We start from the raw sequence: 25594 nt of genomic DNA, 5'->3' as shown, positions 1-25594 counted from the left end.
CTGTCAGCCCTGTTCCTGCAGCTTGCGCGCCTGCCGGTGAAGAATGGAGGCGAACTCTTCCTTGAAGTTGTCGTAGCGGATTTCCAGGCGCTCGACCTGGTTGGAGAACTTGTTGAAGGCGACCACCGCCGGAATGGCGGCAAACAGGCCCATGGCCGTGGCGATCAGGGCCTCGGAAATTCCCGGCGCGACCATGGCGATGGTGGCCTGCTGCGATCCGGCCAGGCCGCGGAAGGAGTTCATGATGCCCCAGACCGTGCCGAACAGGCCGACATAGGGGCTGACCGAGCCGACCGTGGCCAGGAAGCTGAGCCGATGCTCGAGGCGGTCCATCTCGCGGGTGAGCGTCACACGCATCGCCCGCTGGGCGCCATTGGTCATTGCGTCGGGATCTAGGCGGCGCTCTTCGCGCTGCCGCGTGAACTCGCGAAAGCCGGCCTCGAACACCGCTTCCAGGCCTTCGCGCGCTTCGCGACCGCCGGCCACCGAGTCGTAGAGCTTGTTGAGATCGGCGCCCGACCAGAACTTCTCCTCGAACTTGCGCGAACGCGACTCGGCCCGCGCGAGCATCTGGCGCTTGCGGAAAATGACCATCCACGAGGCGACCGATGCGGCCACCAGCAGCGCCATCACGAACTGCACCAGCAGGCTGGCTTCGCGAATCAGTTCCCAGACTTGCAACTCGCCGTTCATTGCGTTTCCTGTTTCTCTTGTTGTCGTTGGATGGCCGTGCGCAACGCCTCGGGCATTCGCGCCGGCACGAAGCGGTCGGCGGCCAGGCAGGCAGCGTCCACGCGCGCCGTGGCCAGCAGTTCGCCGTCGCCCGCACGAGTCATGCGCTGGTTGAACGTCAGCGAAGCCGCTCGAAGGTGTTCGACGCCGATCGTGATCTCGAGTTCATCTTCGAGCCGGGCCGGGGCGACGAAGCGGGTGTCGACCCGGCGCACCACGAACAGGCGGTTCTGCTCGGTGCGCATCGGCACCTGCGGAAAGCCCATGGCCAGAAGCCAGTCGGAGCGGGCACGCTCGAAGAACGCCAGGTAGCGGGCGTGGTAGACCACGCCGCCAGCGTCCGTGTCTTCCCAGTAGACGCGGTAGCGGTAGGGTTCGATCATGACTCGGAGCGATTGCTGAAAAGATCTTCAGGTTGGTCTGGCGGATTGAGGCCGAAGTGCTTCCAGGTCGCCGCCGTGGCCATGCGGCCGCGCGCGGTGCGCATCAGGTAGCCCTCCTGGATCAGGTAGGGCTCGATGACGTCCTCGATGGTGCCGCGCTCCTCCGAGAGCGCGGCGGCCAGGCTTTCTACGCCGACGGGCCCGCCGCCGAAGTCCTCGACCAGCTTCTTGAGCAGCCGGCGGTCCATGGCGTCGAATCCGCGCGCGTCGACCTGCATCATCTCCAGGGCCTCGGCGGCCACGGCCTCGATGATGCGTCCGTCGGCGCGCACCTGGGCGAAATCCCGCACGCGCCTGAGCAGGCGGTTGGCGATGCGCGGCGTGCCGCGCGAGCGCCGGGCGATTTCCAGCGCGCCTTCCTGGTCGGCCTCGATGCCGAGGATGCCGGCCGAGCGAACCACGATCTCGGCCAGCTCGTCCGGCCCGTAGAATTCGAGGCGCTCGACGATGCCGAAGCGGTCGCGCAGCGGCGAGGTGAGCAGGCCGGCGCGGGTGGTCGCACCCACCAGGGTGAAGCGCGGCAGGTCGAGCTGGATCGAGCGCGCCGCCGGCCCCTCGCCGATGATGATGTCGATCCGGTAGTCCTCCATCGCCGGGTAGAGCACCTCCTCGACGACCGGGCTCAGGCGATGGATCTCGTCGACGAAGAGCACGTCGCCGGGCTCCAGGTTGGTGAGCAGCGCGGCCAGGTCGCCGGCGCGCTCGAGCACCGGCCCGGAGGTCTGGCGGACGTTGACGTCCATCTCGTGGGCGATCACGTGCGCCAGGGTGGTCTTGCCGAGCCCGGGCGGGCCGAAGATGAGCACGTGATCGAGCGCTTCGTGGCGCCCGCGGGCCGATTCCAGGTAGATGCCCAGGCGCTCCTTCATCGCCGGCTGGCCGATGTACTCGCCCAGGCGGTCGGGCCGCAGGCTCGCCTCGATGCGGGCCTCGTCGCGGTCGACTTCTCCGGTGACCAGTCTGTCCTCGCTCATCCCTGCATCTTCTTCTTCAGCGCGTTGCGGATCAAAGCCTCGGCGGAGAGATCCTTGTCACCCACGGCCTTGATCATCTTGAGCGCTTCGGAGGAGGAATAACCCAGCGCGGTCAGGGCCTCGCGCGCCTCGGCCTCGGCGCTGAGCGCCCCGCCGCCGGCGCCACCGGCGCCGTCGCCCAGGTCGGACACCTTGCCGCGCATCTCCAGGATCAGCCGCTCGGCGGTCTTCTTGCCGATGCCGGGCAGGCGGGTCAGGGCCTGGCTGTCGCCGGCCTCGACCATCAGGGCGAAGTCGTCGCCGGACACGCCCGAAAGGATGGCCAGGGCCAGGCGCGGGCCGATGCCGGAGACCTTGAGCAGCTCGCGAAACAGCTTGCGGTCGGCCTCGGAAAGAAAGCCGTAGAGCGTGTGGGCGTCTTCCTTGACCACCATGTGGGTCAGGATCGAGAGCGCCTCGCCGTCGGCCGGCAGGCGATCGAAGACGTTGAGCGGCGCCTCGACCTCGTAGCCGACGCCGTGCACGTCGACGACCAGCGACGGGGGCTGGCGCGAGACGAGAGTTCCGGAAAGTCGAACGATCATCGCAATACCACTCCGGGCGGCAGTCGGCTGGCGGTCTGTGCGGTGTGATGATGGCACAGCGCCGCGGCGAGTGCATCGTGCGCGTCCTCGCCGGGATCGAAGTCCAGCTTCAGGATCGCGCGAACCATGTGCTGGACCTGCTCCTTGCCGGCCCGGCCGCGGCCGACGATGGCCTGCTTGATGGCGGTGGGCGCGTACTCGTGCACTTCGAGCCCGGCCTCCACCGCCGCGCAGATCGCCGCCCCGCGCGCCTGGCCGAGCTTGATCGCCGACTGCGCGTTGCGGCTCATGAACACGGTTTCCACGGCCGCCACGTCGGGCCGGTGCTCGGCGATCAGCCGCCGCAACTCAGAGAAGATCAGCCCCAGCCGCTCGGGCATCGGCCCGTCACCCAGCCTCAGCGTCTCGGCGTGGACCAGCCGCTCGCCGTCGATGATGCCGACTCCGGTCTTGCGCGAGCCGGGGTCGAGGCCGAGGATTCTCATGGCGAACCGACGCAGCCGGCCAGCCCCCCTGAAACAAGAAACCCGAACCCTGAAACCTTACTCATACGCCTCCGCCGGAATATCGGCGTTCGACCAGACATTCTGCGTGTCGTCGAGATCCTCGAGCACGTCGAGGAAATTCAGCACCTTCTTCCCGGTCTCGACGTCGACTTCGATGAGGTTGTTGGGCCGCTCGGTGACCTCGGCCTCCTCGAATTCCAGGCCCGCCTTGCGGAACCCGTCGCGCACGGCCTCGAATTCCTCGGGCTCGGTGAGCACCTCGATGGCGCCGTCCTCGTGATTGACGATGTCCTCGGCACCGGCCTCCAGGGCCGCTTCCATCACATTGTCCTCGCCGACCCCCGGCGCGAAGGTGATCACGCCCTTCTTCTCGAACTGGAAAGCCACCGAACCTTCGGTACCCAGATTGCCGCCGTGCTTGCTGAATGCGTGACGCACCTCCGAGACCGTGCGGTTGCGGTTGTCGGTCAGGCAGTCGACCATCACCGCCACGCCGCCGGGCGCATAGCCCTCGTAGCGCAGTTCGTCGTAGGACGCGCCCTCGAGATCGCCGGTCGCCTTCTTGATGGCCCGCTCGATGTTGTCCTTGGGCACGTTGGCGCCGTTGGCCTTGTCGACGGCCAGCCTGAGCCGCGGGTTGGTGTCCGGGTCGCCGCCGCCTTCGCGCGCAGCCACCGAAATTTCACGGATCAGTCGGGTAAAGATCTTGCCCCGCTTGGCGTCCTGCGCCTTCTTGCGGTGCTGGATATTGGCCCATTTGCTGTGACCGGCCATGCCTGGATTGCCTCTCGTTCGGGGTAATGGGGCATTTTAACCGAAGCTACGGAGGTTTCAGGTTTCAGGTTTCAGGTTTCAGGTTTCAGGCGGCGCGGAGGGCGCTGGGCCGGCTTCGCCGGGCAATGCACGGCGCCGGGATTACGGGCGCCAGACCCCCAGCCTCCTCCACACGCTCCTGAACCCTGAAACCTGAAACCTGAACCCTGAAACCTGTCGGCATTTCCCATTCAGCCAACGGTCAGAAACCGGCGCTAGAATTGGCGACGTATTCAACGGGATTGCCAAGACCATGCGTAGTTTGCTGCTCGCCCTGACCTTCCTGCTCGTCGGCCAGGCCTCGGCCACCGGTGAGATCAACGTGCTGACCGATCTCAAGTCGCCCTTCCCGCCGGGATGCGTGGCGGTCTCGTTGCCGCAGGGACCTGCGCCGGGTGGCGATGAGCTTTTCAACGAGACCATCGCCGTGCCCTCGGTCAACGCCAGCCAGCCGGCCGCGCAGGTTCGGGTCCGGATCTGGCGCACCGGCTGCCACGACGAAGGCTATTCGGTGGTCATGGTGCGCCTGCGCAAGGTCAGCGGCGGCCGCGTGCTCGTTCCCCGGGTCTTCGCCGAAGCCGGCGAGGTCGACGTGCCCGACCATATGGCCCAGCTGATCCGCCACCCGGCGGTGGGCAATGTCGGCGCCTCGGGCAACGAGATCGGCGAGCAGGGCATCACCTACATGCTCGGCGTCGACCCCTTCTCGATCGACGGAGAAACCGAATTCTGGCCTGAGGACTACAACGGGCTGTTCACGCTGGATATGTACTGGGGCGACTATTCCGGCTCGGACGAATCACATTACGTTCTGTTCAGCATTCCGGAGTACGTGCCCGAATTCGATCCGCCCCAGAATGCATTCCCCACCCTGCACGGGCGCATGTCGGGACAGTACACGGTCGAAGGGCTGCCCTACAGCGGCCTGGTGCTGCAGATCGGCGAGCAATACAACCCGAATGGGCCGGACACCAACAACGTCACCGCCATATTCTTTACCTACTTCAACGGCGCGCCGTTCTGGGTACTGGGTGCCGCGACCGAGCTGGAGCCCGGATTCGATATCGTCACGCTCGACATGCTCGAGTTCGCCGGCGGCGAGTTCATTACCAGCAACCCCGGCAGCTACGACCCGGGCGATGTCGACATCGATTCGATCGGCACCATGACCATCGAGGCATTGGACTGCAACACGCTGCTGGTCGGCTACAACTTTTCCGAAGGCGGGCTGGGTGCCGGACAGTTCGAGGCCACCCGCTTGCTGAGAATGGCCGGCTACGACTGCAATCCCTGGCAATAACCCCCACGGCGCGCGGGTCGGGACCAGGCCTCCCGACCCGCGCAGTCGATCTAATGACAGGCCGCCGCGCCGGCGGCAGCACCCCACCGTCGGTCCGATCCGGGTGTCATCGGCGAGGGCCTCGCCACCGCGTCGAACCGAGCCGATGGCACCCGGACCGGACCGACGCTCGAAGCCCCGGCGATCAGTCCTGCGAGTGAGGGAAATCGCCTTCGAGAAGGAAATCCGAGACTGCGCGAGCGACGGACGGCGCCGTGACCAGGCCGGTGTGCGTCACCGGCAGGATGCACTCGCTCGCCCCGTCCAGGCGGCATTCGGCCACGGTGACCGTGCCGTCGTTGGGGCCGTCCAGGGGACCGAAGATGCGGCCCACTCCCACCGAACGGCTGCCGGCGACGACGCCGGTTTCACGGCCGGCCGGTGCGTGCGAAAAGCCGTTCTCCAGTGCCGTGCGCGCCCGCCCGACCAGCGGCCGGAACAGCCCCCGGTCGGCCACGCGACGCCCCACGGCGGAGCCGTGCACCGGCGACCCGAGCAGCACCACCCGCCCGGGCGGCAGGTCGGCGTATTCGTCGAGCATGCGCAGGATCACCAGCCCGCCCAGGGAATGTCCCACCAGATCGACCCGCTCTGCATCGAGGGTGTCGATGAACTCACGCAAGGCCGCGGCATTGTCTTGCAGGCCGCGGCGAATCGTCGGGTAGCCGAAAGCACAAGTCTCCAGCCCCCGGCGCCCGAGCCGACGCCCGAGCAACCCCATACTCCAGGGGCCCCACCAGAGGCCGTGGACGAGCACCACGGAGCGGCTCATGGGGCAACCTGTCTGAGGAACATGTCGGAACCTGTGTGCAGGAAAAGCATAATCCTTCTAACGCAAAGACGCGAAGTCGCAAAGAAAACAATCATTACATTGAAGGCAAGGAAGTCACCAATGAGAAGACTCATTCACCTGAGGCTTCCGGCGTTCCCTGGTGATGAACTCACTCGTTCACTTGTTTAGCTTTGCGTCTTCGCGTCTTTGCGTTTAACAGGTTTTCATTCCGATGACCCCAACTTCAGCTGTAGCTCCTGAAGCTGCTCGGCCTCCACCGCTGCCGGCGCGCCGGTCATCAGGCAGGACGCATTGGCGGTCTTGGGGAAGGCGATGACTTCGCGGATGGAGTCCTCGCCGGCCATGAGCGCGGCGATGCGGTCGATGCCGAAGGCGATGCCGCCGTGCGGCGGACAACCGTACTTGAGCGCCTCGAGCAGGAAGCCGAAGCGTTCCTTCGCCTCGGTCTCGTCGATGCCGAGCACGTCGAAGGCGGCCTGCTGCAATTTCGGGTCGTGGATACGGATCGAACCGCCGCCGATCTCCGAGCCGTTGAGCACCATGTCGTAGGCGCGCGAGAGCGCGTTGACCGGATCGGCCTTGAGCGCATCGCCGTCGTGCACGGCCGGCGCGGTGAAGGGATGGTGCAGCGCGTAGTAACGCTCGTCCTCGGTGTCGTACTCGAACATCGGGAAATCGACCACCCACAGGGGCTTCCAGCCTTCGCCGACCAGGTCGAGGTCCCTGGCCACCTGAAGGCGCAACGCGCCCAGGAAAGTGCTGACCGTGACCTTCTCGCCGGCGCCGAAGAACAGGATGTCGCCGTTCTGCGCGCCCGTGTCGTTCAATATGCCGGTGACGGCCTGCTCGTCGAGGAACTTGGCCACCGGCGACTGCACGCCTTCGAGACCGGCAGCGGCGTCGTTGACCTTCATCCAGGCCAGGCCCTTCGCGCCGTAGCGGCCGACGAAATCGGCATAGCCGTCGATCTGCTTGCGCGTGAGCTCGGCGCCGCCGGGCACGCGCAGCGCGGCCACGCGCGAGGCCGGATCGTTGGCCGGGCCGGAGAAGACCTTGAATTCGACGTGCCGCACGTGCTCGCAGATCGTGACCAGCTCCAGGTCGATGCGAAGATCCGGCTTGTCGGAACCGTAGCGACGCATCGCCTCGGCATAGGTCATGCGCGGGAAGGGATCGGGGAGCTCGACATCGAGCACTTCGGAGAAGACCTTGCGGATCAGGTTCTCGGCAACGCCCTGCACGTCGGCTTCCTCGACGAAGGCCATCTCCATGTCGAGTTGGGTGAACTCGGGCTGGCGGTCGGCGCGCAGGTCCTCGTCGCGGAAGCAGCGCGCGATCTGGTAATAGCGGTCGAGCCCGGCCATCATCAGGATTTGTTTGAACAACTGCGGCGATTGGGGCAGCGCGAAGAAGCTGCCGGGATGGACACGACTGGGCACCAGGTAGTCGCGCGCGCCCTCGGGCGTGGCCCGGGTCAGGATCGGCGTCTCGGCGTCGACGAAATCGCGGTCGTCGAGGAAGTTGCGGATCGCGCGCGTGAGCTTCGAGCGCAGCCTGAGGTTGCGCTGCAGCCGGGGCCGCCGCAGGTCCAGGAAGCGGTACTTCAGCCGCACTTCCTCACCGTCCTCGTCGTTCATCAGCAGCGGCAGGGGCGCTGCCGCGTTGATGATCTCGACCGAGTCGGCGACGACCTCGACCTTGCCGGTGGGCATGTCGGCGTTCCACTGGCTTTCGGGGCGCATGCGCACCTTGCCGCTGAGGCGAACGCAGAACTCGTTCCTGAGTTTCTCGGCCTCGGCGAAGGCGGGTTCGTTGTCGGGTTCGACCACGACCTGCAGCACACCGGCGTGGTCGCGCAGGCCGATGAAGATCAGCCCGCCGAGGTCACGGGCGCGGTTGACCCAGCCGCAGACGGTGACCGTCTGGCCGTCGAGCGCTTCGTTGACTTCTCCGCACAGGTGGGAACGCATCAGGCCACCTGGCCGGCCGGGGCGCTGCTGGCGCTGCCGCTCTTGTCGGAGGACTTGGCCGGCTTGCTGTCGGCCTTCGACTCGGAACCCCCGTCGGACTTCTTGTCCGACTTGCCGTCGCCGGCGAGATTGCGCTTGTTGTCCTTCTTGAAGTCGGTCTCGTACCAGCCGCCGCCCTTGAGCCGGAATCCGGCGGCGGAAATCAGCTTGGTGAGCGTCGGCTTGCCGCACTCGGGGCAGTCGACCAGGGGCTGGTCGGAAATCTTCTGCAGCTTTTCCAGTTCGTGTCCGCAGGCCTGGCAGCGGTATTCATAGATCGGCATGGTTCGAAATCCCCGTCTGGATCCTTGGTTGGTGCGTATTGTGGGGGTCGCCGACCCGGTTTTCGAGTCCGGGCGGGCCCAAACCGGCTATTATCGCGCGCCCTGACGCGCCGCGCCAATCCGCTATGATTGGCGCATGCCGTTGGCAGGAGCTTCACCCGACGATCTTTCCGCGCTGTTCGAGGGTTTCGATCCCGCGGACTGGCCCATCGTGGCCGAAAGCAACCAGGGCCTCATCGTGCGCGTGCGATCCGGCAGTCTCGATCTGGCCGTCAAGACACCGCGCGGGCGCGGCATCGCCTGGCGGGCGCGGCAGTTCTCCCTGCGGCGCGAGCACAGGGCCTACCGGCGCATCGAAGGCGTGCCCGGCTTCCCTCGCTGTTATGGACTTTTCGGCGGCTGCCACCTGGCCATGGAGTACGTCGACGGCGCCCTGCTCAAGCACGCGACTCCGGCCGAACCCGAACGGTTCTTCGAGGAGCTCAGGGGCGCCATAAAGGCCATGCACGAGCGCGGGGTGGCGCACGGCGACCTCAAGAGCCGCCAGAACGTCATGGTCGCCGGCGACGGCCGACCGATCATCATCGACCTGGGCACGGCCATCGTGCTCAGGCCCGGCTGGCATCCGCTCAACAAGTGGCTGTTCGACTACCTTCGACAGATCGACCTCAACGGCTGGGTCAAGCTCAAGTACGGAAGCTACGACCGCGTCGACGAGCTGGATCGCCACCTGGTGCGGCGCTCGCGCATCGAACGCGTCAACCACTGGGCGCGGCGCCGGGGGCTATGAGGGCCGCCAGGAAGCCGCCAGGCGCCGCAGACCCTCGTCGATGCTGATGCTTGCCTCGTAGCCCAGGTCGCGGCGCGCCGCCGAGAGATCGAACCAGTGCGCCGTGGCCAGGTGCTCGACGACGAATCGCGACAGCGGCGGATCGCTCCTGCGGCGCGTCGCCCGCCAGAACCACTCCACCAGCGTGGCCGCAGCCATGGCCACCTTCGGCGACACCCGGCCCAGTCTCGGCGTCTCGCCGGCCGCCTCGAGCATCCTCGACAGCATTTCGCCGACCGGCATCGGCTCGCCGTTGGAAATGAAGTAGGCCTGGCCGGCGGCCGTTCCCGAAGCGGTGAGGTTGTCGAGCGCCAGCACGTGCGCCGCGGCGGCGTTGTCGATGTAGACGGTGTCGATCAGTTTTTCGGGTGCCGGCAGTTTCAGCCGACCGGCGCGGTTCTTCTCGATCAGGCGCGGCAACAGCTGATTGTCGCCGGGGCCCCAGATCAGGTGCGGCCGCAGGGCGCAGACCGACAGCCCGGCGGAATTCGCGCCCAGGGCCAGGCGCTCGGCCTCGGCCTTGGTGGCCGGGTACGGCGCCGGAAAGTGATCCGGGTACGGCAGCGACTCGTCACCGCCGTCGATATCACCGCCGGCATGCACCACGCTGGGCGAGGAGGTGTGCACCAGCACACGCACGCCGTGCGCACGGCAGGCCTCGACGACGTTGCCGGTTCCGACCACGTTGGCGGCCACGAAATCGGGCGCGTACAGGCCCGGCCCGGCCTTGGCGGCCACGTGGATCACCGCATCCACTCCGTCAACGGCGGCCATCACCGCCTCGCGATCGGAAATATCGCCGCGATGGCAGGTCACGCCCAGATCTGCCAGTTCGGGGTAATCGGAGCGGTTGATGGTCGAGACCGCATCGCCGCGCGCAAGGAGCTGGCGCACGATCGCCTGGCCCAGAAACCCGCCTCCGCCGGTTACGAGAACTCGCATGGGTTTGCCTTTCTTCATTGGAGTCGCCACAGATTATCCGGAGTGGCTTCGGGGTGCACGGTGAAAAGGTTTCAGGGTTCAGGGTTCAGGTTTCAGGAACTAGCACCCGTCGCCCCGGACTTGATCCGGGGCCTTCCATCCAGTGGCGCCTTCGGTTGGGAGGTCCCGGATCGGGGTCCGGGACGACGCTTTGCGTCGGTTTCAGGTTTCAGGTTTCAGGTTTCAGGTTTCAGGTTTCAGGTTTCAGGAAAAGGATGACGGGTTTCGGGTTCGGGGTTGGAAAAGAAGGGGTTCCGGGTTCGGGGTTCGGGGTTCCGGCGGCACGGGCCGCTCTGCGGGCCGGCTTCGCCGGGTAATGGTCGGAGCCAAAGAACCGGAATCGGCCTGGGACCTCTGTCCTATCCATCCCCATGCGTTAAGCGAGCACGGCGTATGGGTTGTCGGCAACCATCCCTCAGCCTCCGACGACGCCCCTGAAACCTGAACCCTGAAACCTGAACCCTTTTGGTAGGTAGCAATCCGTTACACTCGCCCCCACTTTTCCCAACTGACTCCAGGACTCGAAGCAGCAACATGGCCCAGTACGTCTACACCATGCACCGCGTCTCCAAGGTGGTGCCGCCCAACCGCACGCTCATCAAGGACGTGTCCCTGTCGTTCTTCCCCGGCGCCAAGATCGGCGTGCTGGGGCTCAACGGCGCCGGCAAGTCCACGGTGCTGCGCATCATGGCCGGCGTCGACAAGGAGTTCGACGGCGAAGCCCGCCCGCAGCCCGGCATCCGCATCGGCTACCTGCCGCAGGAGCCCGAACTGCCCGAGGGCCAGACCGTGCGCGAGTGCGTGATGGACGGGGTCGGCGAGCTGCGCGACATGCTGGTGCGCTTCGAGGAGATTTCCGAGAAGTTCGCCGAGCCGATGGACGACGACGAAATGACCGAGCTGCTGGCCGAGCAGGCCGAGCTGCAGGACAAGATCGACTCGGCCGGCGGCTGGGAAATCGAGCGCACGCTGGAAGTGGCCGCCGACGCCCTGCGCCTGCCCGAGTGGGACTCCAAGGTCGAAGTGCTCTCCGGCGGCGAGCGCCGACGCGTCGCCCTGTGCCGCCTGCTGCTGTCCAAGCCCGACATGCTGCTGCTCGATGAGCCCACCAACCACCTCGACGCCGAGTCGGTGGCCTGGCTGGAGCGATTCCTCGATGAATTCCCGGGCACCGTCATGGCCGTGACCCATGACCGCTACTTCCTCGACAACGTCGCCGGCTGGATCCTGGAAATGGACCGCGGCCACGGCATCCCCTTCGAGGGCAACTACTCGTCCTGGCTGGAACAGAAGGAAGCCCGCCTGGCCGTGGAAGAAAAGCAGGAGCAGGCCCGCCAGAAGGAAATCAAGCACGAACTCGAGTGGGTGCGCTCCAACCAGAAGGGCCGTCAGGCCAAGTCCAAGGCGCGCCTGAAGCAGTTCGAGGAGCTGAACTCGAAGGAAGTCCAGAAGCGCAACGAGACCCAGCAGATCTACATCCCGCCGGGCCCGCGCCTGGGCGACAAGGTGATCGAGGTCGACGGCATCTACAAGGGCTACGACGACCGCCTGCTGATCGAGGATCTGAGCTTCAAGGTGCCGCCGGGCGCCATCGTCGGCATCATCGGCGGCAACGGCGCCGGCAAGACCACCCTGTTCCGCATGATCTCCGGCCAGGAAGGCCCCGACAAGGGCACGATCGAGGTCGGCGAGACGGTCGAGCTGGGCTACGTCGACCAGAAGCGCGACAGCCTCAAGGACGATCGCCAGGTATGGGAAGAAATCTCCGACGGCGCCGACGAGATCCACGTCGGCAACTACCGCATGCCGGCGCGCGCCTACGCCAGCCGTTTCAACTTCAAGGGGGCTGAGCAGCAGAAGCGCATCGGCCAGCTCTCCGGCGGCGAACGCAACCGCGTCCACCTGGCCAAGGTGCTGCGCTCGGGCGCCAACGTGCTGATGCTCGACGAACCCACCAACGACCTCGACGTCGAAACCCTGCGCGCCCTGGAAGAAGCCCTGCTGGCCTTCCCCGGCTGCGTTCTGGTCACCTCGCACGACCGCTGGTTCCTCGACCGCATCGCCACCCACGTGCTCGCTTTCGAAGGCGATTCCCACGTCGAGTGGTTCGAAGGCAACTTCACCGACTACGAAAAGGACTACAAGCGCCGCCGCGGCGACCAGGCCGGGCCGCACAGACTGAAGTACAAGCGCTTGAAGGACTAGGGCCGGAAAGGCCTTGGATCCCACCCCAGCTGCTCGCGCGCCGGTGTGTCGTCGACGACCAGGTCCATGCCCTGGCGTTCGATCATGGCCGGCTTGATGTCGGTCATGCGGCCGGCCAGGTGGGCGGCGCGTACGGCGGGCTTCATCAGCCAGGCGGGCAGGCGCAGGAGGCGGACGTGCCGGCCTTCGGCCGCGGCAACGCGCTTGAGCATGTCCGGATAGGTCAGGGTCTCGCCGCCGGCGAGCAGCCAGGTGCCGGCGCTCCTGGGGCCGGAGATGACGCATTCGACGGCCAGGCGGGCCAGGTCGTCGGCGTGCACGGGCGCGCGCAAGCCGCGGCCGGCAACGGGCACGAGGGGCAGGCGCGAGACCAGGCCGGCGATGCGGCTGACGTTGGCGTCCTGACCGCCGCCGTAGATCAGGGTGGGCTTGAGCAGGGTAAGTACGATGTCGCGCTCGCGGCAGGCGCGCTCCAGCGCTTCCTCGCACTGTGCCAGGGCAGCCATTTGCCGGCGCTCGGCCCGATCCCTCGAATTCTTCTTGAACAAGGTGCTGGCGGAGCTGAGCGCGATCACGCGGCCCAGGCCGATGCCCTGCTCGACCTGCGAGAGCGCATGCGCGAGCGGACCGAAGCTGACCAGCGTGCCGGCGCGGACATCGCCCGGGCCGCGCTCGAGGTCGTGCTGCAGCCAGGTGACGTGGGGCCAGGCCTTTTCGGGATCGCGGCGGGAAATGGCGATGACGCGGATTCGCTGGCCGGCGGTACGGTCGAGAAAGCACTGCCCGACCGGACCGCTGGCACCGAGCAGCAGGATGATGGCGGCCTCGCTCATCGGCGCGTGACCAGGCACACCGGGGTCATCACCACCGCATGAAGGTGGATGAGCAGCCACCACAGCGACCGGCTGAGCCAGCTCCATCCTTCGCTGCAGTGCTTGTTGAGATAGCGCCACAGGCTCTTGTGCTTGGCCCACATCACGGCGACCGGGCGGCGTCGCGAAGACACGCCGCCGGCGTGCGAGACGAACACCGAAGGCACCAGGCGGATGCGCCATCCGGCCTCGCGCAGGCGCGCCATCATGTCCAGGTCCTCGAAGTGCATGTGGAAGCGCGGATCGAAGCCGCCGACCTGTTCGAGCGCGGCGGTTCGGACCAGCATGCAGGCGCCGGAAACGGCTTCGACATCGGTGGGCTCATCCGGCGCGGGCTCGTGCGTCAGGTCGATGCCGTTGACATGGCTGAACGGCAGCACTTCCGAGAGCACCTGGCGGCGGGTGGGCAGTCGACGCCGGCTGCCCCGCTGCTCCGCCCCGCGCATGTCGAATACCCGGCCTGAAACCAGGGCGACATCGGGCTGCGCGTCGAGTTCTTCCACCAGGCTCGCCAGCGAGGCGGGGATGAGCAGGCAGTCCGGGTTGATGATCAGGATGTATTCGGTTCGAACCGTGCGCAGGGCCTGGTTGACGCCGCGGCCGAAGCCGAGGTTGCGGTGAGCCCGTCGCACCGTGACGCCCGGCAGATCGGGCAGGATGTCGACGCTACCATCCTCCGAGGCGTTGTCGATGACGATGACCTCCGGCGAGGCCGCACCTCGTCCGCGCAGGTTCTCGATGCAGCGAGCCAGCCAGCGGCCCGAGTTGTAGTTCACGATGACCGCGGTGACGCGCGAGATCGGACTTTTTGTCGCACTCATGACCGGCCCAGTAGGCGCCGCCACCAGGGGCGCGCGAGTTTGGTCTTGAGGCGCTCGATCTCGGCGTCGCGCTCGGCCAGCAGATGGCCGGCCCGGATGTGTTTGGCCACTTCCTCGTTGTAGTGCCGGTAAACCGACTCCGATCGGTCGCCGTACAGCGACAGCCCCGGCACCGGCGGAAGCGATTCCTCGCGCGCGGCCGCCACGGCAATGAAATACAGCGGCGGGTAGTCCGGCGTCGAACCCGAATGGATGGAACCGTTCTCGTCGGTCTGGAATTGCCTGCCCTCGGCGGTCGCTAGGTTCCAGAGCGCGGATACGAACATGAGTTTCTGCCCGTAGAGCCGGAAGGCCGGAAAGGTCGCCGAAACCAGCGATTCGAATTCGTCGCGATAGAGCTCGCGCACGTGGAAGGGATTGTCGTAGCCCGTCTCGTCACTGTAGGTCTTGCGATCGGGCGAGGAAATGACCAGGAAGCCGTTCGGACGCAGCACGCGCCGGAATTCGGCCAGCAGGGTCTCCTGGGCTTCGAGATGCTCGAGCGTCTCGAAGGAGACGACCACGTCGAAGCGGTCGTCTTCGTAGGGCAGCGTCGTGGCGTCGCCCTGGTCGAAACTCAGGTTGTCTCGGGCATATCTTTCGCGCGCGTGGGCGACGGCCTCCTCGCCGATGTCGAGGCCCGTGACCGATCGGGCGCGCGCCGCGAGAAGGTGGCTGCCGTAGCCCTCTCCGCAAGCGGCGTCGAGCACATCCAGCCCCTCGACCAGCTCGGCGGCCCAGGCATAGCGGTGCCAGTGTTCATAGGCCATCTCGCGCACGCACTCCGGCGTGAAGCGCTCGCCGGTGAAATCGAGGGGTCTCGGGTCGGGCATGTTTCGGGATCGATCGATGGTGGCGGTCAGTTTAACCGCTCGGGATAGGGGTTCGGGGTTCGGGGTTCGGGGTTCGGGACGATGGAGTGGATCGGTTTCGGCGATCGGCGCTTAAGGCGACTATGACTCGCGGTTCAGCGCTCTGTAGCGGCTTAGGATGGCTTGTCGCCGGTTGGCCAGGGGATCGGCTTCGATAAAGGCGCGTACGCGGTCCATGTAGTCGGGATATCGGGCCAGGAGGGTTTCCATCGCCTCACCGCCGGGCTTGAGTCCAAGCGGGCCGAAGCTCGCGCCGCCTTCGTGGGCCACGTAGGCGTCGTCGCAGATGACATGCCGCCAGCCGGCTTCAATCGCGCGCATGCACCAGTCGTTCTCCTCGCCGTAACCGCGACCGAAGGCCGCCTCGTCGAACAGGCCGATCTCATCGATGGCCGCGCGCCGCATGAACATGCAAAAGCCCACGGCCGTAGGCACTTCCGGGTACAGGGCCGGACCGGATTCGCGGCAGGCCGTTGCCCAGCGTTCAGGATCATTCGGCCAGGGATTCGGTCGGCAGAACTCGGGGATGGAGGCGATCTCGCCGTTGTTGGTCAGGGGCGTGACCGAGGCGATGCGATCATTCCCCCGGGCGCAACGCTCCAGGGCGGTCAGCCAGCCGGGCGTGACCTGGGTGTCGGCATTGAGCAGGACCACGTCCTGGCCCGTGGCCATCGTCATGCCGAGATTCGCGCTGGCGACGAAGCCCAGGTTGGACTCGTTGCGGACCTGCGTCCAGTTGCGAGGCAGGGAGGCGAAGAGCTCGGGAATGGCGGGGTCGTCCGAGGCATCGTCGATCACGATCACCGGCTGGCGCCGGTCCAGTGTCGATTCGAGGGCCGCCAGGCAGCGGCGGGTGGCGTCGGGCGCGTTGAAGACCGGTACGACGACGACCGTCATGGTCGACGCCACTCGTGCTTGAGCCGGACCAGGCCCACTTCACGCGTCTTACCGGTGACGGTAAAAGTTTCTTCGACCGTGTCGTGCATTCGAAGTCCTTCCGAGTCCAGGGCGTGGGCTCGTGCGGCGTAACCGCCGGGCAGGAGCGGCAAATCGCTGAAGCTGATCTCGATCGCGTAACGGCCCGGGGCGATCTCGACCGGCTCCACACCATCATGGTCCGTACCGACGCCGTAAATCGGGGTGCCGTCGGCGCGAACAACGCCCACTACCGCCACGGGGGGGCGCTCGTCGGGGGACGACAGCTCCAGCCTGACGTCCAGCCTGCCGCCCATGGCCACGACCGTGCTGCCATCGTTGGCCGGTGACAACACCATTCTGTCGATGCGATAGGGCGCGTTCTCGTTGCGACCGTGCGCGGGGCTTTCCTGTCGTGCGTGCTTGCGCTCGTGCCAGGCAAGGTAGGACTGCGTCACGTCGAACACGTCGCCGTAGCGAGCCACCCTGCCCGCTTCGAGCCACAGCGCGTGCCGGCAGAGCTTCTGCACCTGGTACATGTTGTGCGACACCATCATCATGGTGCCGCCGTCGGCCAGGTAGCCCTCGATCCAGCGAATGCATTTCTTCTGGAAGGACTCGTCGCCCACGGCCAGGACTTCGTCGGTGATCAAGAGATCCGGGCGCACAGAGGCAACCACCGCGAAACCGAGCCTGACGACCATCCCCGACGAGTAGTGCTTGACGGGCTCGTGGATGGAGTCTCCGATGTCGGCAAATGACAGGATGTCGTCGAGGCGTTCTTCCACCTGCGCACGCGACAAGCCCAGGAAGGCGGCGTTCATTCGCAGGTTGTCGAACCCCGTGTACTCCGGATCGAAGCCGGCGCCCAGTTCCAGCAACGCAGCCACACTGCCCCGCTTCTGGATCTCGCCGCGAGTGGGTTCGAGCACCCCGGTAATCACCTTGAGCAGGGTGGACTTGCCGGCACCGTTGGAACCGATGATGCCGAGGGATTCGCCGGGGATGATGTCGAAGCTGACGTCCTCGAGCACGCTGGTCCCGCCCTGCGCCTGGCCGCGCCAGAGCAACTGCCAGAACGCACGCATCCGCTCGCCCGAGCGCACGGTAGGCGGATAGCGCTTCGACACGCCGTCGAGCCGCATCAGGGGCGCGTTCACAGGAAATCCTCGAAGTAGGGACTGAGGCGACTGAATACGATGCGCCCCAGCCAGAGCATCAAGAGGCTTCCGGCCAGCAGGGCCAGGAAGGGCCAACCGGGAAGGATCTGGTTGTAGAGCAATGCGCTGCGGATCTCGGTCATCCACCAGGTCATCGGATTCCAGTCCAGCCAGGCCGCATATTCGTCCGGCAGCAGCGAAGGGGCATACAGGATGGGCGTCAGGAAGAACCAGAACATGAACACAGTGGGCAGGGCCTGCTCGAGGTCGCGCACGTAGACCTGGATGGCCGACAGCGCCAGCGCAAGACCCACCGTCAGTACGAAAAGCGTGCTCAGGGAAAGCAACAGCAGCGGCAGGCCAGGCCAGTTCAGGTCGACGCCGATGGCGGCCAGGACCGCAATGACGGCCGCATAGCCCGTCAGGTGCAGGATGAAGACGGCGGATACCGAGGCCAGCACGAGCATCTCGCGCGGCATGGCAACCTTCGAGATCAGCGCGGCGTGGTCACGAATGGCCTGCGCGCCGCGAAGTACGCCCTCGGAGAACATCAGCCAGGGCCAGAGCGCGACGGCCAGCCAGGCCACGAAGGGCATCTCCAGCCCGGGTGGTACCCGGGCCTTGAAGATGACGCCGAAGACGAATGAATAGACGGCAAGCAGGAGCAGCGGATTGAGGATCAGCCAGATCCATCCGCTTGCGCTGCCCTGGAACCGCGACCGCACTTCCCGTGCGATCAGGCGGCTCAGGAGTTGCCTTGCATGCTCCGGCAAGGGAGAAGGCTAGTTGGAACCCGTCTGTTGCATCAGCAGATCGGGGTTCCCGCTGCCGGACCATTCGACATCGTAACGTTCGAGCAATTCGGCAACCGCGCCTTCGGTCAGTTGCGCCTCTTCGCCCTGGATCTCCATGCGCAGGCGCTCCAGGAGCTTTTGCTCGTGTCGCTGCCTTGCCAGGTTGATGGCCTTGGAGCGAGCCTCTTCCCAGGGCATCTGCTCGCCTTCGTTGACCGAGTCCAGCCGAACGATGTGCCAGCCGTACTGGCTGCGGATCGGCGCCAACAGTTCACCCTCTTCGGCGTCGGAAAGCGCACCCCGGAGCGGTGAAACAAGTTCGGTCGGCCGGACTCCTTCCAGGCTGGTTTCAGGTGCCGGGTCGTTTTCTGAAACCACGTCGGCCGAGACCTGATCGAAGTCTTCGCCCGCGGCAAGCCGCTCATAGATATCGAGCGCCTTTCTCATCAGTTCCGGGGAATTGCGTCTGCCCCTGTCCTCGATGAGGATGTGGCGCAAGTCGTAGCTGTCCCCGCCGACGAAACTTTCGGGATCGGTCAGATAGATCTCCCGGGCCGCGGACTCGTAGTCATCGAGTCGGTTCGATGACAAATACTCGTCGCGGTACATGGACGCCAACTCACGAGCGAGATTCATGTTGAGGCGGGCGGACACCACGGGATCAGTAGTCAGATCCGCGTCCAGGGCGCGATTCGCCATGGCGTAGGTGGACAAAAGCGTTTCGACCATTTCTGCAATACGGTCGGGGCTGTCGAGAAAGACCTTGCGCTGGTCGGGCGGCACTTGCGCTGCAATGAATGCATCGACATCGCTGTGGGTTACGGTCGCCGTGTCTCTTTTGGCGAACAGCTCCGACTCATAGCTCACGCATCGTGACTGTTCGACGGTTTCGGCACGAACCTGGTGCGCGAGCGGCCCCAGTAGGGCCGCTATTACCAAAGCGCTTGTCAGGCAATTCTTCATTCGTTTCTTTCCTTTGAATCTATCTTTAGGCGGCTTAGTCCTGCCAGGCGGTCACCCTGCCGCAGACGCCTTCCTCACAGTTAGGGTGCGGCACGATCAGGTCCGGATCCGTCCCATCCAGCGACGTGGTCGGGATGATGTTCAAATAGTAGGTCCGGCCGGACTCGAGCTTGCAGGTTTTACTGGTGCTCGTGCCGCCGTATTCGATCCCGGGAGAGAACGCGCTTCTTGCATAGCAGCCGGTGTCCTGAAGGACTTCGGACTTGTGGAAGTCACCCGGGCAGCTGGATATTGTCACGATGCCTGTCACGGAAAGCGCGAACGTATCGGATGACGAGGTCTGCAGCCTTCCGGTATTCGTCGGGCTCATTCCGGTCGTGTCCAGCTCAATTGCCAGATACTGGTGGGCATCGGGGCGACCCGCATAAGCCAGGCGATGCGAAACGCCTGACTCTGCGTAGAACGGCGTGTTGGAAATTCCGCCGTTCCAGACCGTGCAGTCCTTGGGGTCCCAGGAATTGCCGGTCCAGTAACAGCTGCTCGTACCGGCTTCGCCAAGCCTGGCCCACCCGGAGGGCGGCTGTCGATTGGCGCACTGAGTTGACGAAGCGATAGTCGCACTGACCGCTTCCCAGGGTGAATCACCCGCCGCATTCGAGCAGCGAAGCGCAAAGTTGTAGCTGCCGGCACTCAGGCCGGTCAGCAGGGTTTCCTGGTCGACACCGGTGCCCACGGAGCCGTTCCAACCGGGCACGGTGGGGCTGCTGCTGGCTTCGCAGTCGGTGGCCGTGGCCGAGCTCGTCCAGTCGATTCGAATCTGGCCGGGTGCAACGGGCTCCACAACGGTTCTAGCAATGAGTGGGGCTTCCGGCGGACTGGTCGGAACAGAAGCTTCGACTTGCAGCAACGAGTCCGCCGCGACAACGTTGCCGCCGGCATCCGAACAGCTGATTTCCACGGGGTAGGACGCCTCCGTCGTACCCGAGGGAACCGTCAAGTTGACGGCATCGGCCAAGGCCACATTTGGCGCCTGCCAGCCGCTGGGCAGATTGAGTTCGCAGGAGACGGAGCCGGTAGATGCCCAGACGGCCGTGAACGAACCGCCCGGTTCGACGACTTCGGGCTCCAGAACGATCGGGCTGACGGCGAGTCCGCCGCCTTCGTTAATGCATTCGGCCAGATCCTGAACGGTTACGCGAACGTTGCTCTGGGGATCGACGAGCCCGAGAGACTGAATCTGCGCCAGGTCGCATTCGACCTCATCGTTGATGATGAGCTTTCTGGTGGTCTGGGCATCGGAGGTGGCCGCTCCAACCAGGAACAGCAGGCCGAGTGCGGCCGGGAGAATTCGAAGGTACTCGTTCATTTGCAATGACTCTCGTGTTTGGTGCGACTGCAAGGGTCGTGAGGCGACAACACGCACAGTAGACCAAATCGCGCGTTAAGAGTTCGTTTTACTAAAAAAACAGGGGCCACCCTGTGGATGGCCCCCGTTTAGCTCTATTACCCTTTCGGGCAAGCCTGACGGCTGTCCTTACGGAGCCGAGCTCACGAAGCTGCGCGAGCCGCGGTGGTTGAAGGCACCACCGTAGTTCGCCAGCACGGAGCCACCGCCCAGCTGACCGTTGGTGTAGGTCGTGGCCTGGAAGCCGATGACCGGCAGACCTTCCACAACGGTGCCGTCGTTGGCAGCGACGCTCTGGCGACGCGGGCCGTAGGTACCGAAGGTCGGCGAGTCGGCCGGAACCTGAGCCAGGTCGAACAGGACCCAACCGGCGTCGTACGGCAGCTCGAAGTTGGTGTAACCCAGGCGAGCATACTGGCCGTCACGAGCCGTTTCCTTCAGGATTTCGGTCGCAGCCGGAAGATCCTCACCACCGCTCGAGAAGCGAATGACGTTGGCTTCCTTGCACAGCTGGAACTGCGGGGTTTCTTCCTGCGGCGGACGCGGCGAGACGATCGGCGGACCGACCTGCGGGCTCGGCTCGCGCTCTTCGCGGTCCCAGAAGCTGTATTCCATGTCTTCACACGGCAGGTTCAGGGAGCCGTCGCCATTGATGTGCCAGGTGCGCGTGAACGGCGGAATCGGGTTGTTGGCGGTAGCGGCGCCAATTTCCGGATCCACGTGGAAGCGCTTGGTCGGCAGGGTCAGAACCCACTCGGTCTGGGCGTTGAGGCCGTCCTGAGTGACGTATTCGTTCATCAGGCGGTCCAGCGTCAGGGCCGAGTTCAGAGCAAGCAGCGGCTCCGACCAGGTGTGCTGTTCCAGAACGCCGTTGTCGAACACGAAGCTTTCGGAGTTCGTGCCGTTCGACAGGTCGGGCAGGACCGAGTCCGGCTCACTGTGGTTCATGTCGCCGGCGGCCCAGAAACCATCAATGGCCGTCGCGTTGTAGGAAAGCAGGGTGCCTTCGGCGACGTTGATGATGTTGGCCGAACCGAACAGGCCACCGCTGGCGCCCTGCTGGGTGTCGAAACCGAAGGTCGAGTCACCGCCGTCCAGCCAGAACAGGCCGGAACCATCGGTCCACTCGGCTTCCAGACGGGCGCAGTCGCGCGGCACGCCGTTGACGTGCTTGGCCGACCACGGAATGATCGCCGGATCAGCGCCGCCAGGCTGGCTACCCGGCTGAGCGACCATGGTGCCCATCTCGATGACTTCGATGTAACCGGAAGCGGTACGCTCGAGGCCCTGCGGGCCGCCGTCGCCGGCGTAACCGAAGCGCAGGAACGGCTGCTCGCCGCCGAAGTTCGGCACGTAGCAGGTGGAGTCGCTGGTAACCAGCTTGCCACCGTCGCCTTCCGCGGTCACGGCACCCGTCCACACGTCATACGGCGACATGTAGATGTTGAAGTCGAGCACTTCGCGCGAGTTCAGGGCTTCGATGAAGCGAATCTTGACCGCCTTGCCGCGTTCGGTGGTGTTCACGATCGAGATGACCGTGTCATTGCCGCCGCGGGCGGTGTAGTACGGGTACAGCAGAACCTGACCCAGTCCTTCGGGGTTGACGTTGACAGCGCTCGCAACGCTGACCATGCCCGCCATACCCGTCAGACCAGCCAGAACTGCGGTCGTCAAGGTGTTTCTTTTCATTACAACACTCCTAAAGTTGTTGGACACAGGGCTCTGTGCAAACACAGCCGAGCAAGAACGGTTCGGACCGAACCTGCCCTAGCGTGTTCAATTCTATGCTAATCGATACAGCGATGTAAAGCAATCAGTTCGCCGCATACCACCACTGACCGTCCATGAGGATCCATTGTTCCTCGAGATCGCGGGTGATCTCGACATTTCGGAGCTCTTCGGCCCCGCCGCCGGGCTGGTAGGTGACTTCCGTGAGGACCGTGCACTTGGATTCCGCCTCCTGGCACTGGGCGGAGACGACGGTGGCGGCGTTCCACTGCACCGGCCGGGCGGACATGTCCGCGGCAAAGGCGTCCTGCGGGCTCATCTGCCGGTATCCGGGCGTATAGTACTCCCAGGCGGCGGCGAACTCCTCGTTGACCAGGGCGTCCCAGCGGGCCTGGGCCCGTTCCTGGACGATTTCATCGGCCGAGCGCTCTTCCGCGGGCTGCTGGCAAGCCGCCAGCAGCAGCAATGCGGCAACAGCCGCAGCGGCGGCAAGGGGATTGAAGTCTGGCTTTGTCACGCTTCAAAAACTCCTAATTAGTTGATTTGAATGTGTTTAGTTGGAGCCCTTCCCGAAGCCGCGGAGCGGCTTGAGGGCCTCGAACTGGCTCCTGACGTCATCGGAGACGCGCTTGAGCTGCTCGGTCGACTCCACGACGGTCGGGGTGATCATGACCAGGGTTTCCGTCCGCGTGATGTCGTCCTGGGTGCTGCGGAACAGGTTCCCCAGCAGCGGCACTCGCTGAAGGAAGGGCACACCGGACTTCCGGTTAGTCGTGTCTTCCTGGATCAGGCCGCCCAGCATGATGGTCTGACCGGACTGCACCGCCACTTCCGTCTGGATGGTGCGCGTGTCTACAGACGGGTTACCGCCCACGCCCGACTCGCCGGGCGAGGACACTTCCTGGCGGATCTTCATGTAGACGAGGCCACCCGGATTGACGCGCGGGGTGACCTCCATGATGACGCCGGTATTGAGGTACTGGACATTGCCGATGGTGCCGTTGTCGCCCCCGATTCCGCCGCCGACGAAACGGGTCGACTGGACGGGAAGCTGGTCGCCCACATTGATGCTCGCCTCGGAGTTGTTGCGCACCATCAGGCTGGGCGAAGAAATCGTTCGTACGTCGGAAACCGTCTCCAGCGCGTCGATGGTCGCCGAAACGAAGTTCCGGCCGACCGAGCGCCGCGTAATGGTGCCCAGAAAACCCGTCTCCTGACCGAACAGGGCTGCGTTCGCCTCGCGACTCGGCGCAAAGCCGTCCGGCAGGCCGGGAACGCTGTCCTCGACGCCGCCATTGGCCAGGAACCAGCTCACACCGTATCTCAACTGGTCAGTGAGGGTAACGATCAGAACCTGGGCCTCGATCATGACCTGCAGCGGCTCCTGGTCCAGGCGCTCGATCGCCGACAGGATACCGTCGTATTCGCTGGGCGAGGCCTGGATGAGCAGTGAATTGGTTTCCATCACCGCCGTGACGCGCACCCCGCCCTCTTCTCCGAGGGAAACGCTGCCGCCGCCGGTGGAGCGATTGCCGTTGGAGCGGTTGCTGTCGGACGCCGAGCCGCCGGTGCCCGAGCGCGACTGCTGGAAATCACTGACGCTCGAGGCCGAAGCGCGCTCAAGGCCCGGCGCCAGGGAGCCGCGCGACTCGCGCGAGCGGCTGCCGCCGCCGGTGCCGAACAGGTCGCCCAGGTAGCCGGCCAGGATATCGGCCTCGAGGTTCTTGACCCGGTAGACGTAGAGCCTGGCGCCGCCCTCGGCGCTGGAGCGGTCCAGGCGCTCGATCCACTTCTCGGCCTCGTCGAGGTAGTGCTCGTTGGGCGTGATCACCATGATGGCATTGAGGCGATTGAGCGGCATGAAGCGGAACATGCCGGCCAGCGGCGTTTCGCCCTCGGCGCCGAAGACGCCTTCGAGCTCCGGCAACAGTTCGTCGACTTCGATGCGCTCGAGGTTGAAGATACCCACAGACATGCCCTCGAGCCAGTCGACGTCGAAGGTCTCGACGATCTGCAGGTAGTTGTTCAGCTCGAACTGGGTGCCGGCCAGGAACAGCAGATTACGGGCATTGTCGGCGTTGAAGATCGCGTCTTCCTTGACCCAGGGTTCGAGCATCTCGGCCATCTTGCCGGCCGAGATGTATTCCAGCGGCACGGCAAGCACCTCGTAGCCGCGGGCCTTGCTGGCCGAATCCATGCGCGGCACCAGGTTGCCGGCCACCGCCTGCGAGACGGGGACGACGTGGTAGCGGCCTTCGCGCCAGATCAGCGTGGCGCTGTTCCAGCGCAGCAGCATCTCGAGCACGCCCATGACCTGGTCGCGCTTGATCGGCTTGGCCGTGGAGAAGGTCACCTCGCCGCTGACGCCGGGGGCGATGACGTAGTTCTCCTCGAACATGTGGCCGAGGATGGCGTGGACCACTTCCTGGATGCCCTGCCCTTCGAAGTTGAGCGTGATTTCGCCGTCTTCGCCCGGGGGCTCGGCACGGGGCTTGGTGGCGCTCTGGTCGATGAACACGCCGGTGCCGGGATAGGTCTCGGTTTCGTCGAACTGCGCCTCCTCGCCTTCTTCGTCGGCGCCGCCGAGGCGAATGCCTTCCGAGTCGCCACGGAGGGTATCGGGGTCGACGGCGCTCTGGCCGGGACGCAGGCGGGTGTCGGCTTCTTCTCCGTCGCGCCCGCGCATCGAGGCACAGCCGGACAGCACCAGGCCGGCCAGCATGAGCACGGCGAGCGCCGCTCGGTATCGGGTCAAGCTCTGTCGCATTCGTTCAGCCATTGTTGTCCTGTTGTTCCTGTCTCTGTCGCGCGCGTCGCTCGGCTTCGGCCCTCAACTGGGCGCGCCGTTCGGCGACCCGCCGGCGGATTTCCTCTGCCCGGGCCCGCGCCTCTTCGCTGGCCTGCCGCGGGTCGGCGGGCTGTTCGGCCTGCTGCCCCTGCGGCTGCGCGTCCTGTTGCTGCGAAGCGTCGCTGGTGCTGACGGGTGGCGCCGGCGCATCGAGCCCGGCGGTGTTCACTTGCAATTCCAGATCGGTCTGCCGCCCGTCCACCGACACGAAGCTGACCTGGCGGGCCTGGATGACGTCCAGCTTCCAGGCGGCCTGCTCGCCCTCCAGGCTCATACCCTCGCGCAGCACGAAGGTCTTGCCGGCCTGCTCATCGGAAACCATGGCGAGCTTCATCTCCGGCGTGATGACGACCCCGGCCAGGGCGGCCTTGAGATCCTGGACCTCTTCGACCTCTTCCTCGTCGACGGCCATCTGTTCTTCGTCGCCGGGCGCTTCGACGATCGGCAGCTGGCGGTCGGAGAAGAACACCGGGCGTTCGATGATGGCCGAATAGGCGCTGAAATCCTCCAGCCCGGTCTGCGGCACGTCGACCTGCACCTCGGCGGCCTCGGTGCTGCCCTGCGGTTCGATGGCGGCCAGGTCGGGCCGCCCCATCAACAGCGCAATCACCCCGCCGGCGACGACCAGCACGCCGATTCCGGCGGCCAGCAGGGTGGTCAGCAGGTTGCGCTGCAAATCGAGCAT

25 protein-coding genes are annotated in these 25594 nt (G+C 65.5%); 3 read left to right on the top strand and 22 right to left on the bottom strand.

Annotated elements, in window-relative coordinates:
- Positions 1-3 precede the first annotated feature (3 nt).
- From tolQ to DZC52_RS14465, 6 genes are read right to left on the bottom strand one after another with little or no spacing between them, the layout of a single operon-like run.
- Positions 4-693, bottom strand: a complete 690-nt coding sequence (gene tolQ / locus DZC52_RS14490) for a protein TolQ (RefSeq protein WP_116651866.1) — start codon at positions 691-693, stop codon at positions 4-6.
- Entirely contained in the window at positions 690-1115 is a 426-nt protein-coding gene (ybgC, locus tag DZC52_RS14485; RefSeq protein ID WP_116651865.1) for a tol-pal system-associated acyl-CoA thioesterase, read from the bottom strand. Before ybgC ends, tolQ begins: the two co-directional genes overlap by 4 nt.
- Positions 1112-2149: a Holliday junction branch migration DNA helicase RuvB gene (gene ruvB / locus DZC52_RS14480; RefSeq protein WP_116651864.1), complete on the bottom strand. Its 1038-nt coding sequence runs from the start codon at positions 2147-2149 to the stop codon at positions 1112-1114. The genes ybgC and ruvB overlap by 4 nt, the downstream gene beginning before the upstream one ends.
- On the bottom strand, positions 2146-2733 hold the full coding sequence (gene ruvA, locus DZC52_RS14475) for a Holliday junction branch migration protein RuvA (RefSeq protein ID WP_116651863.1): 588 nt from the start codon (positions 2731-2733) through the stop codon (positions 2146-2148). Before ruvA ends, ruvB begins: the two co-directional genes overlap by 4 nt.
- Positions 2730-3218: a crossover junction endodeoxyribonuclease RuvC gene (gene ruvC / locus DZC52_RS14470; RefSeq protein ID WP_116651862.1), complete on the bottom strand. Its 489-nt coding sequence runs from the start codon at positions 3216-3218 to the stop codon at positions 2730-2732. The genes ruvA and ruvC overlap by 4 nt, the downstream gene beginning before the upstream one ends.
- A 57-nt stretch (positions 3219-3275) precedes the next feature.
- Positions 3276-4013 (bottom strand): YebC/PmpR family DNA-binding transcriptional regulator, encoded by a 738-nt coding sequence (locus tag DZC52_RS14465; RefSeq protein WP_116651861.1) that lies wholly within the window; start codon positions 4011-4013, stop codon positions 3276-3278.
- A gap of 292 nt (positions 4014-4305) precedes the next feature.
- Between DZC52_RS14465 and DZC52_RS14460 the strand changes: the two genes are divergently transcribed.
- Positions 4306-5352, top strand: coding sequence for a hypothetical protein (locus DZC52_RS14460; protein WP_147307726.1), 1047 nt, complete (start codon positions 4306-4308; stop codon positions 5350-5352).
- Positions 5353-5536: 184 nt separating this feature from the next.
- On the opposite strand, the gene DZC52_RS14455 is transcribed toward DZC52_RS14460, so the two are convergent.
- The 3 genes from DZC52_RS14455 to DZC52_RS14445 all read right to left on the bottom strand — a co-directional run bounded on the left by DZC52_RS14455 (position 5537) and on the right by DZC52_RS14445 (position 8477).
- On the bottom strand, positions 5537-6163 hold the full coding sequence (locus tag DZC52_RS14455) for an alpha/beta fold hydrolase (protein WP_116651859.1): 627 nt from the start codon (positions 6161-6163) through the stop codon (positions 5537-5539).
- Positions 6164-6387: 224 nt separating this feature from the next.
- Positions 6388-8154: an aspartate--tRNA ligase gene (gene aspS, locus DZC52_RS14450; protein WP_116651858.1), complete on the bottom strand. Its 1767-nt coding sequence runs from the start codon at positions 8152-8154 to the stop codon at positions 6388-6390.
- Positions 8154-8477, bottom strand: a complete 324-nt coding sequence (locus DZC52_RS14445; protein ID WP_116651857.1) for an FmdB family zinc ribbon protein — start codon at positions 8475-8477, stop codon at positions 8154-8156. The genes aspS and DZC52_RS14445 overlap by 1 nt, the downstream gene beginning before the upstream one ends.
- Positions 8478-8613: 136 nt before the next feature.
- On the opposite strand from DZC52_RS14445, the gene DZC52_RS14440 reads away from it, so the two are divergent.
- On the top strand, positions 8614-9267 hold the full coding sequence (locus tag DZC52_RS14440; protein WP_116651856.1) for an RIO1 family regulatory kinase/ATPase domain-containing protein: 654 nt from the start codon (positions 8614-8616) through the stop codon (positions 9265-9267).
- Here DZC52_RS14440 and DZC52_RS14435 read toward each other — a convergent pair.
- Positions 9262-10248, bottom strand: a complete 987-nt coding sequence (locus DZC52_RS14435; protein ID WP_116651855.1) for an NAD-dependent epimerase/dehydratase family protein — start codon at positions 10246-10248, stop codon at positions 9262-9264. The genes DZC52_RS14440 and DZC52_RS14435 overlap by 6 nt on opposite strands.
- Positions 10249-10821: 573 nt before the next feature.
- Here DZC52_RS14435 and ettA point away from each other — a divergent pair.
- Positions 10822-12492: an energy-dependent translational throttle protein EttA gene (gene ettA / locus DZC52_RS14430; RefSeq protein WP_116651854.1), complete on the top strand. Its 1671-nt coding sequence runs from the start codon at positions 10822-10824 to the stop codon at positions 12490-12492.
- On the opposite strand, the gene DZC52_RS14425 is transcribed toward ettA, so the two are convergent.
- The 12 genes from DZC52_RS14425 to DZC52_RS14370 form a co-directional block, all read right to left on the bottom strand.
- Entirely contained in the window at positions 12489-13325 is an 837-nt protein-coding gene (locus DZC52_RS14425; RefSeq protein ID WP_116651853.1) for a Rossmann-fold NAD(P)-binding domain-containing protein, read from the bottom strand. The two genes, ettA and DZC52_RS14425, sit on opposite strands and share 4 nt — an antisense overlap.
- Positions 13322-14185 (bottom strand): glycosyltransferase family 2 protein, encoded by an 864-nt coding sequence (locus DZC52_RS14420; protein ID WP_116651852.1) that lies wholly within the window; start codon positions 14183-14185, stop codon positions 13322-13324. The genes DZC52_RS14425 and DZC52_RS14420 overlap by 4 nt, the downstream gene beginning before the upstream one ends.
- On the bottom strand, positions 14182-15057 hold the full coding sequence (locus DZC52_RS14415; RefSeq protein WP_116651851.1) for a class I SAM-dependent methyltransferase: 876 nt from the start codon (positions 15055-15057) through the stop codon (positions 14182-14184). The genes DZC52_RS14420 and DZC52_RS14415 overlap by 4 nt, the downstream gene beginning before the upstream one ends.
- 120 nt (positions 15058-15177) lie before the next feature.
- Positions 15178-15993, bottom strand: coding sequence for a glycosyltransferase family 2 protein (locus tag DZC52_RS14410; protein WP_116651850.1), 816 nt, complete (start codon positions 15991-15993; stop codon positions 15178-15180).
- A complete protein-coding gene (locus DZC52_RS14405; RefSeq protein WP_245960837.1) occupies positions 15990-17171 on the bottom strand; it encodes an ABC transporter ATP-binding protein in 1182 nt (393 codons plus the stop codon). Before DZC52_RS14405 ends, DZC52_RS14410 begins: the two co-directional genes overlap by 4 nt.
- Positions 17168-17944 carry an ABC transporter permease gene (locus DZC52_RS14400; protein ID WP_116651849.1) on the bottom strand — a complete coding sequence of 259 codons (777 nt, stop codon included), beginning with the start codon at positions 17942-17944 and terminating at the stop codon, positions 17168-17170. Before DZC52_RS14400 ends, DZC52_RS14405 begins: the two co-directional genes overlap by 4 nt.
- A 9-nt stretch (positions 17945-17953) precedes the next feature.
- Positions 17954-18928 (bottom strand): peptidylprolyl isomerase, encoded by a 975-nt coding sequence (locus DZC52_RS14395; protein ID WP_116651848.1) that lies wholly within the window; start codon positions 18926-18928, stop codon positions 17954-17956.
- A 34-nt stretch (positions 18929-18962) separates the two neighbouring features.
- Positions 18963-20294, bottom strand: coding sequence for a hypothetical protein (locus DZC52_RS14390; protein ID WP_116651847.1), 1332 nt, complete (start codon positions 20292-20294; stop codon positions 18963-18965).
- A 168-nt stretch (positions 20295-20462) separates the two neighbouring features.
- Positions 20463-22022, bottom strand: coding sequence for a hypothetical protein (locus DZC52_RS14385; RefSeq protein WP_147307725.1), 1560 nt, complete (start codon positions 22020-22022; stop codon positions 20463-20465).
- A 124-nt stretch (positions 22023-22146) separates the two neighbouring features.
- Positions 22147-22578 (bottom strand): hypothetical protein, encoded by a 432-nt coding sequence (locus DZC52_RS14380; protein ID WP_147307724.1) that lies wholly within the window; start codon positions 22576-22578, stop codon positions 22147-22149.
- A 36-nt stretch (positions 22579-22614) separates the two neighbouring features.
- Positions 22615-24840: a type II secretion system secretin GspD gene (gspD, locus tag DZC52_RS14375; RefSeq protein ID WP_147307723.1), complete on the bottom strand. Its 2226-nt coding sequence runs from the start codon at positions 24838-24840 to the stop codon at positions 22615-22617.
- Entirely contained in the window at positions 24833-25594 is a 762-nt protein-coding gene (locus DZC52_RS14370; protein ID WP_116651843.1) for a hypothetical protein, read from the bottom strand. The genes gspD and DZC52_RS14370 overlap by 8 nt, the downstream gene beginning before the upstream one ends.

The sequence above is a fragment of the Wenzhouxiangella sediminis genome, from assembly GCF_003410055.1.
In the GTDB taxonomy this organism is placed as follows: domain Bacteria; phylum Pseudomonadota; class Gammaproteobacteria; order Xanthomonadales; family Wenzhouxiangellaceae; genus Wenzhouxiangella; species Wenzhouxiangella sediminis.
The sequence above is the reverse complement of the archived record's forward strand: the minus strand, read 5'-3'. Positions and strand labels throughout refer to the sequence as shown.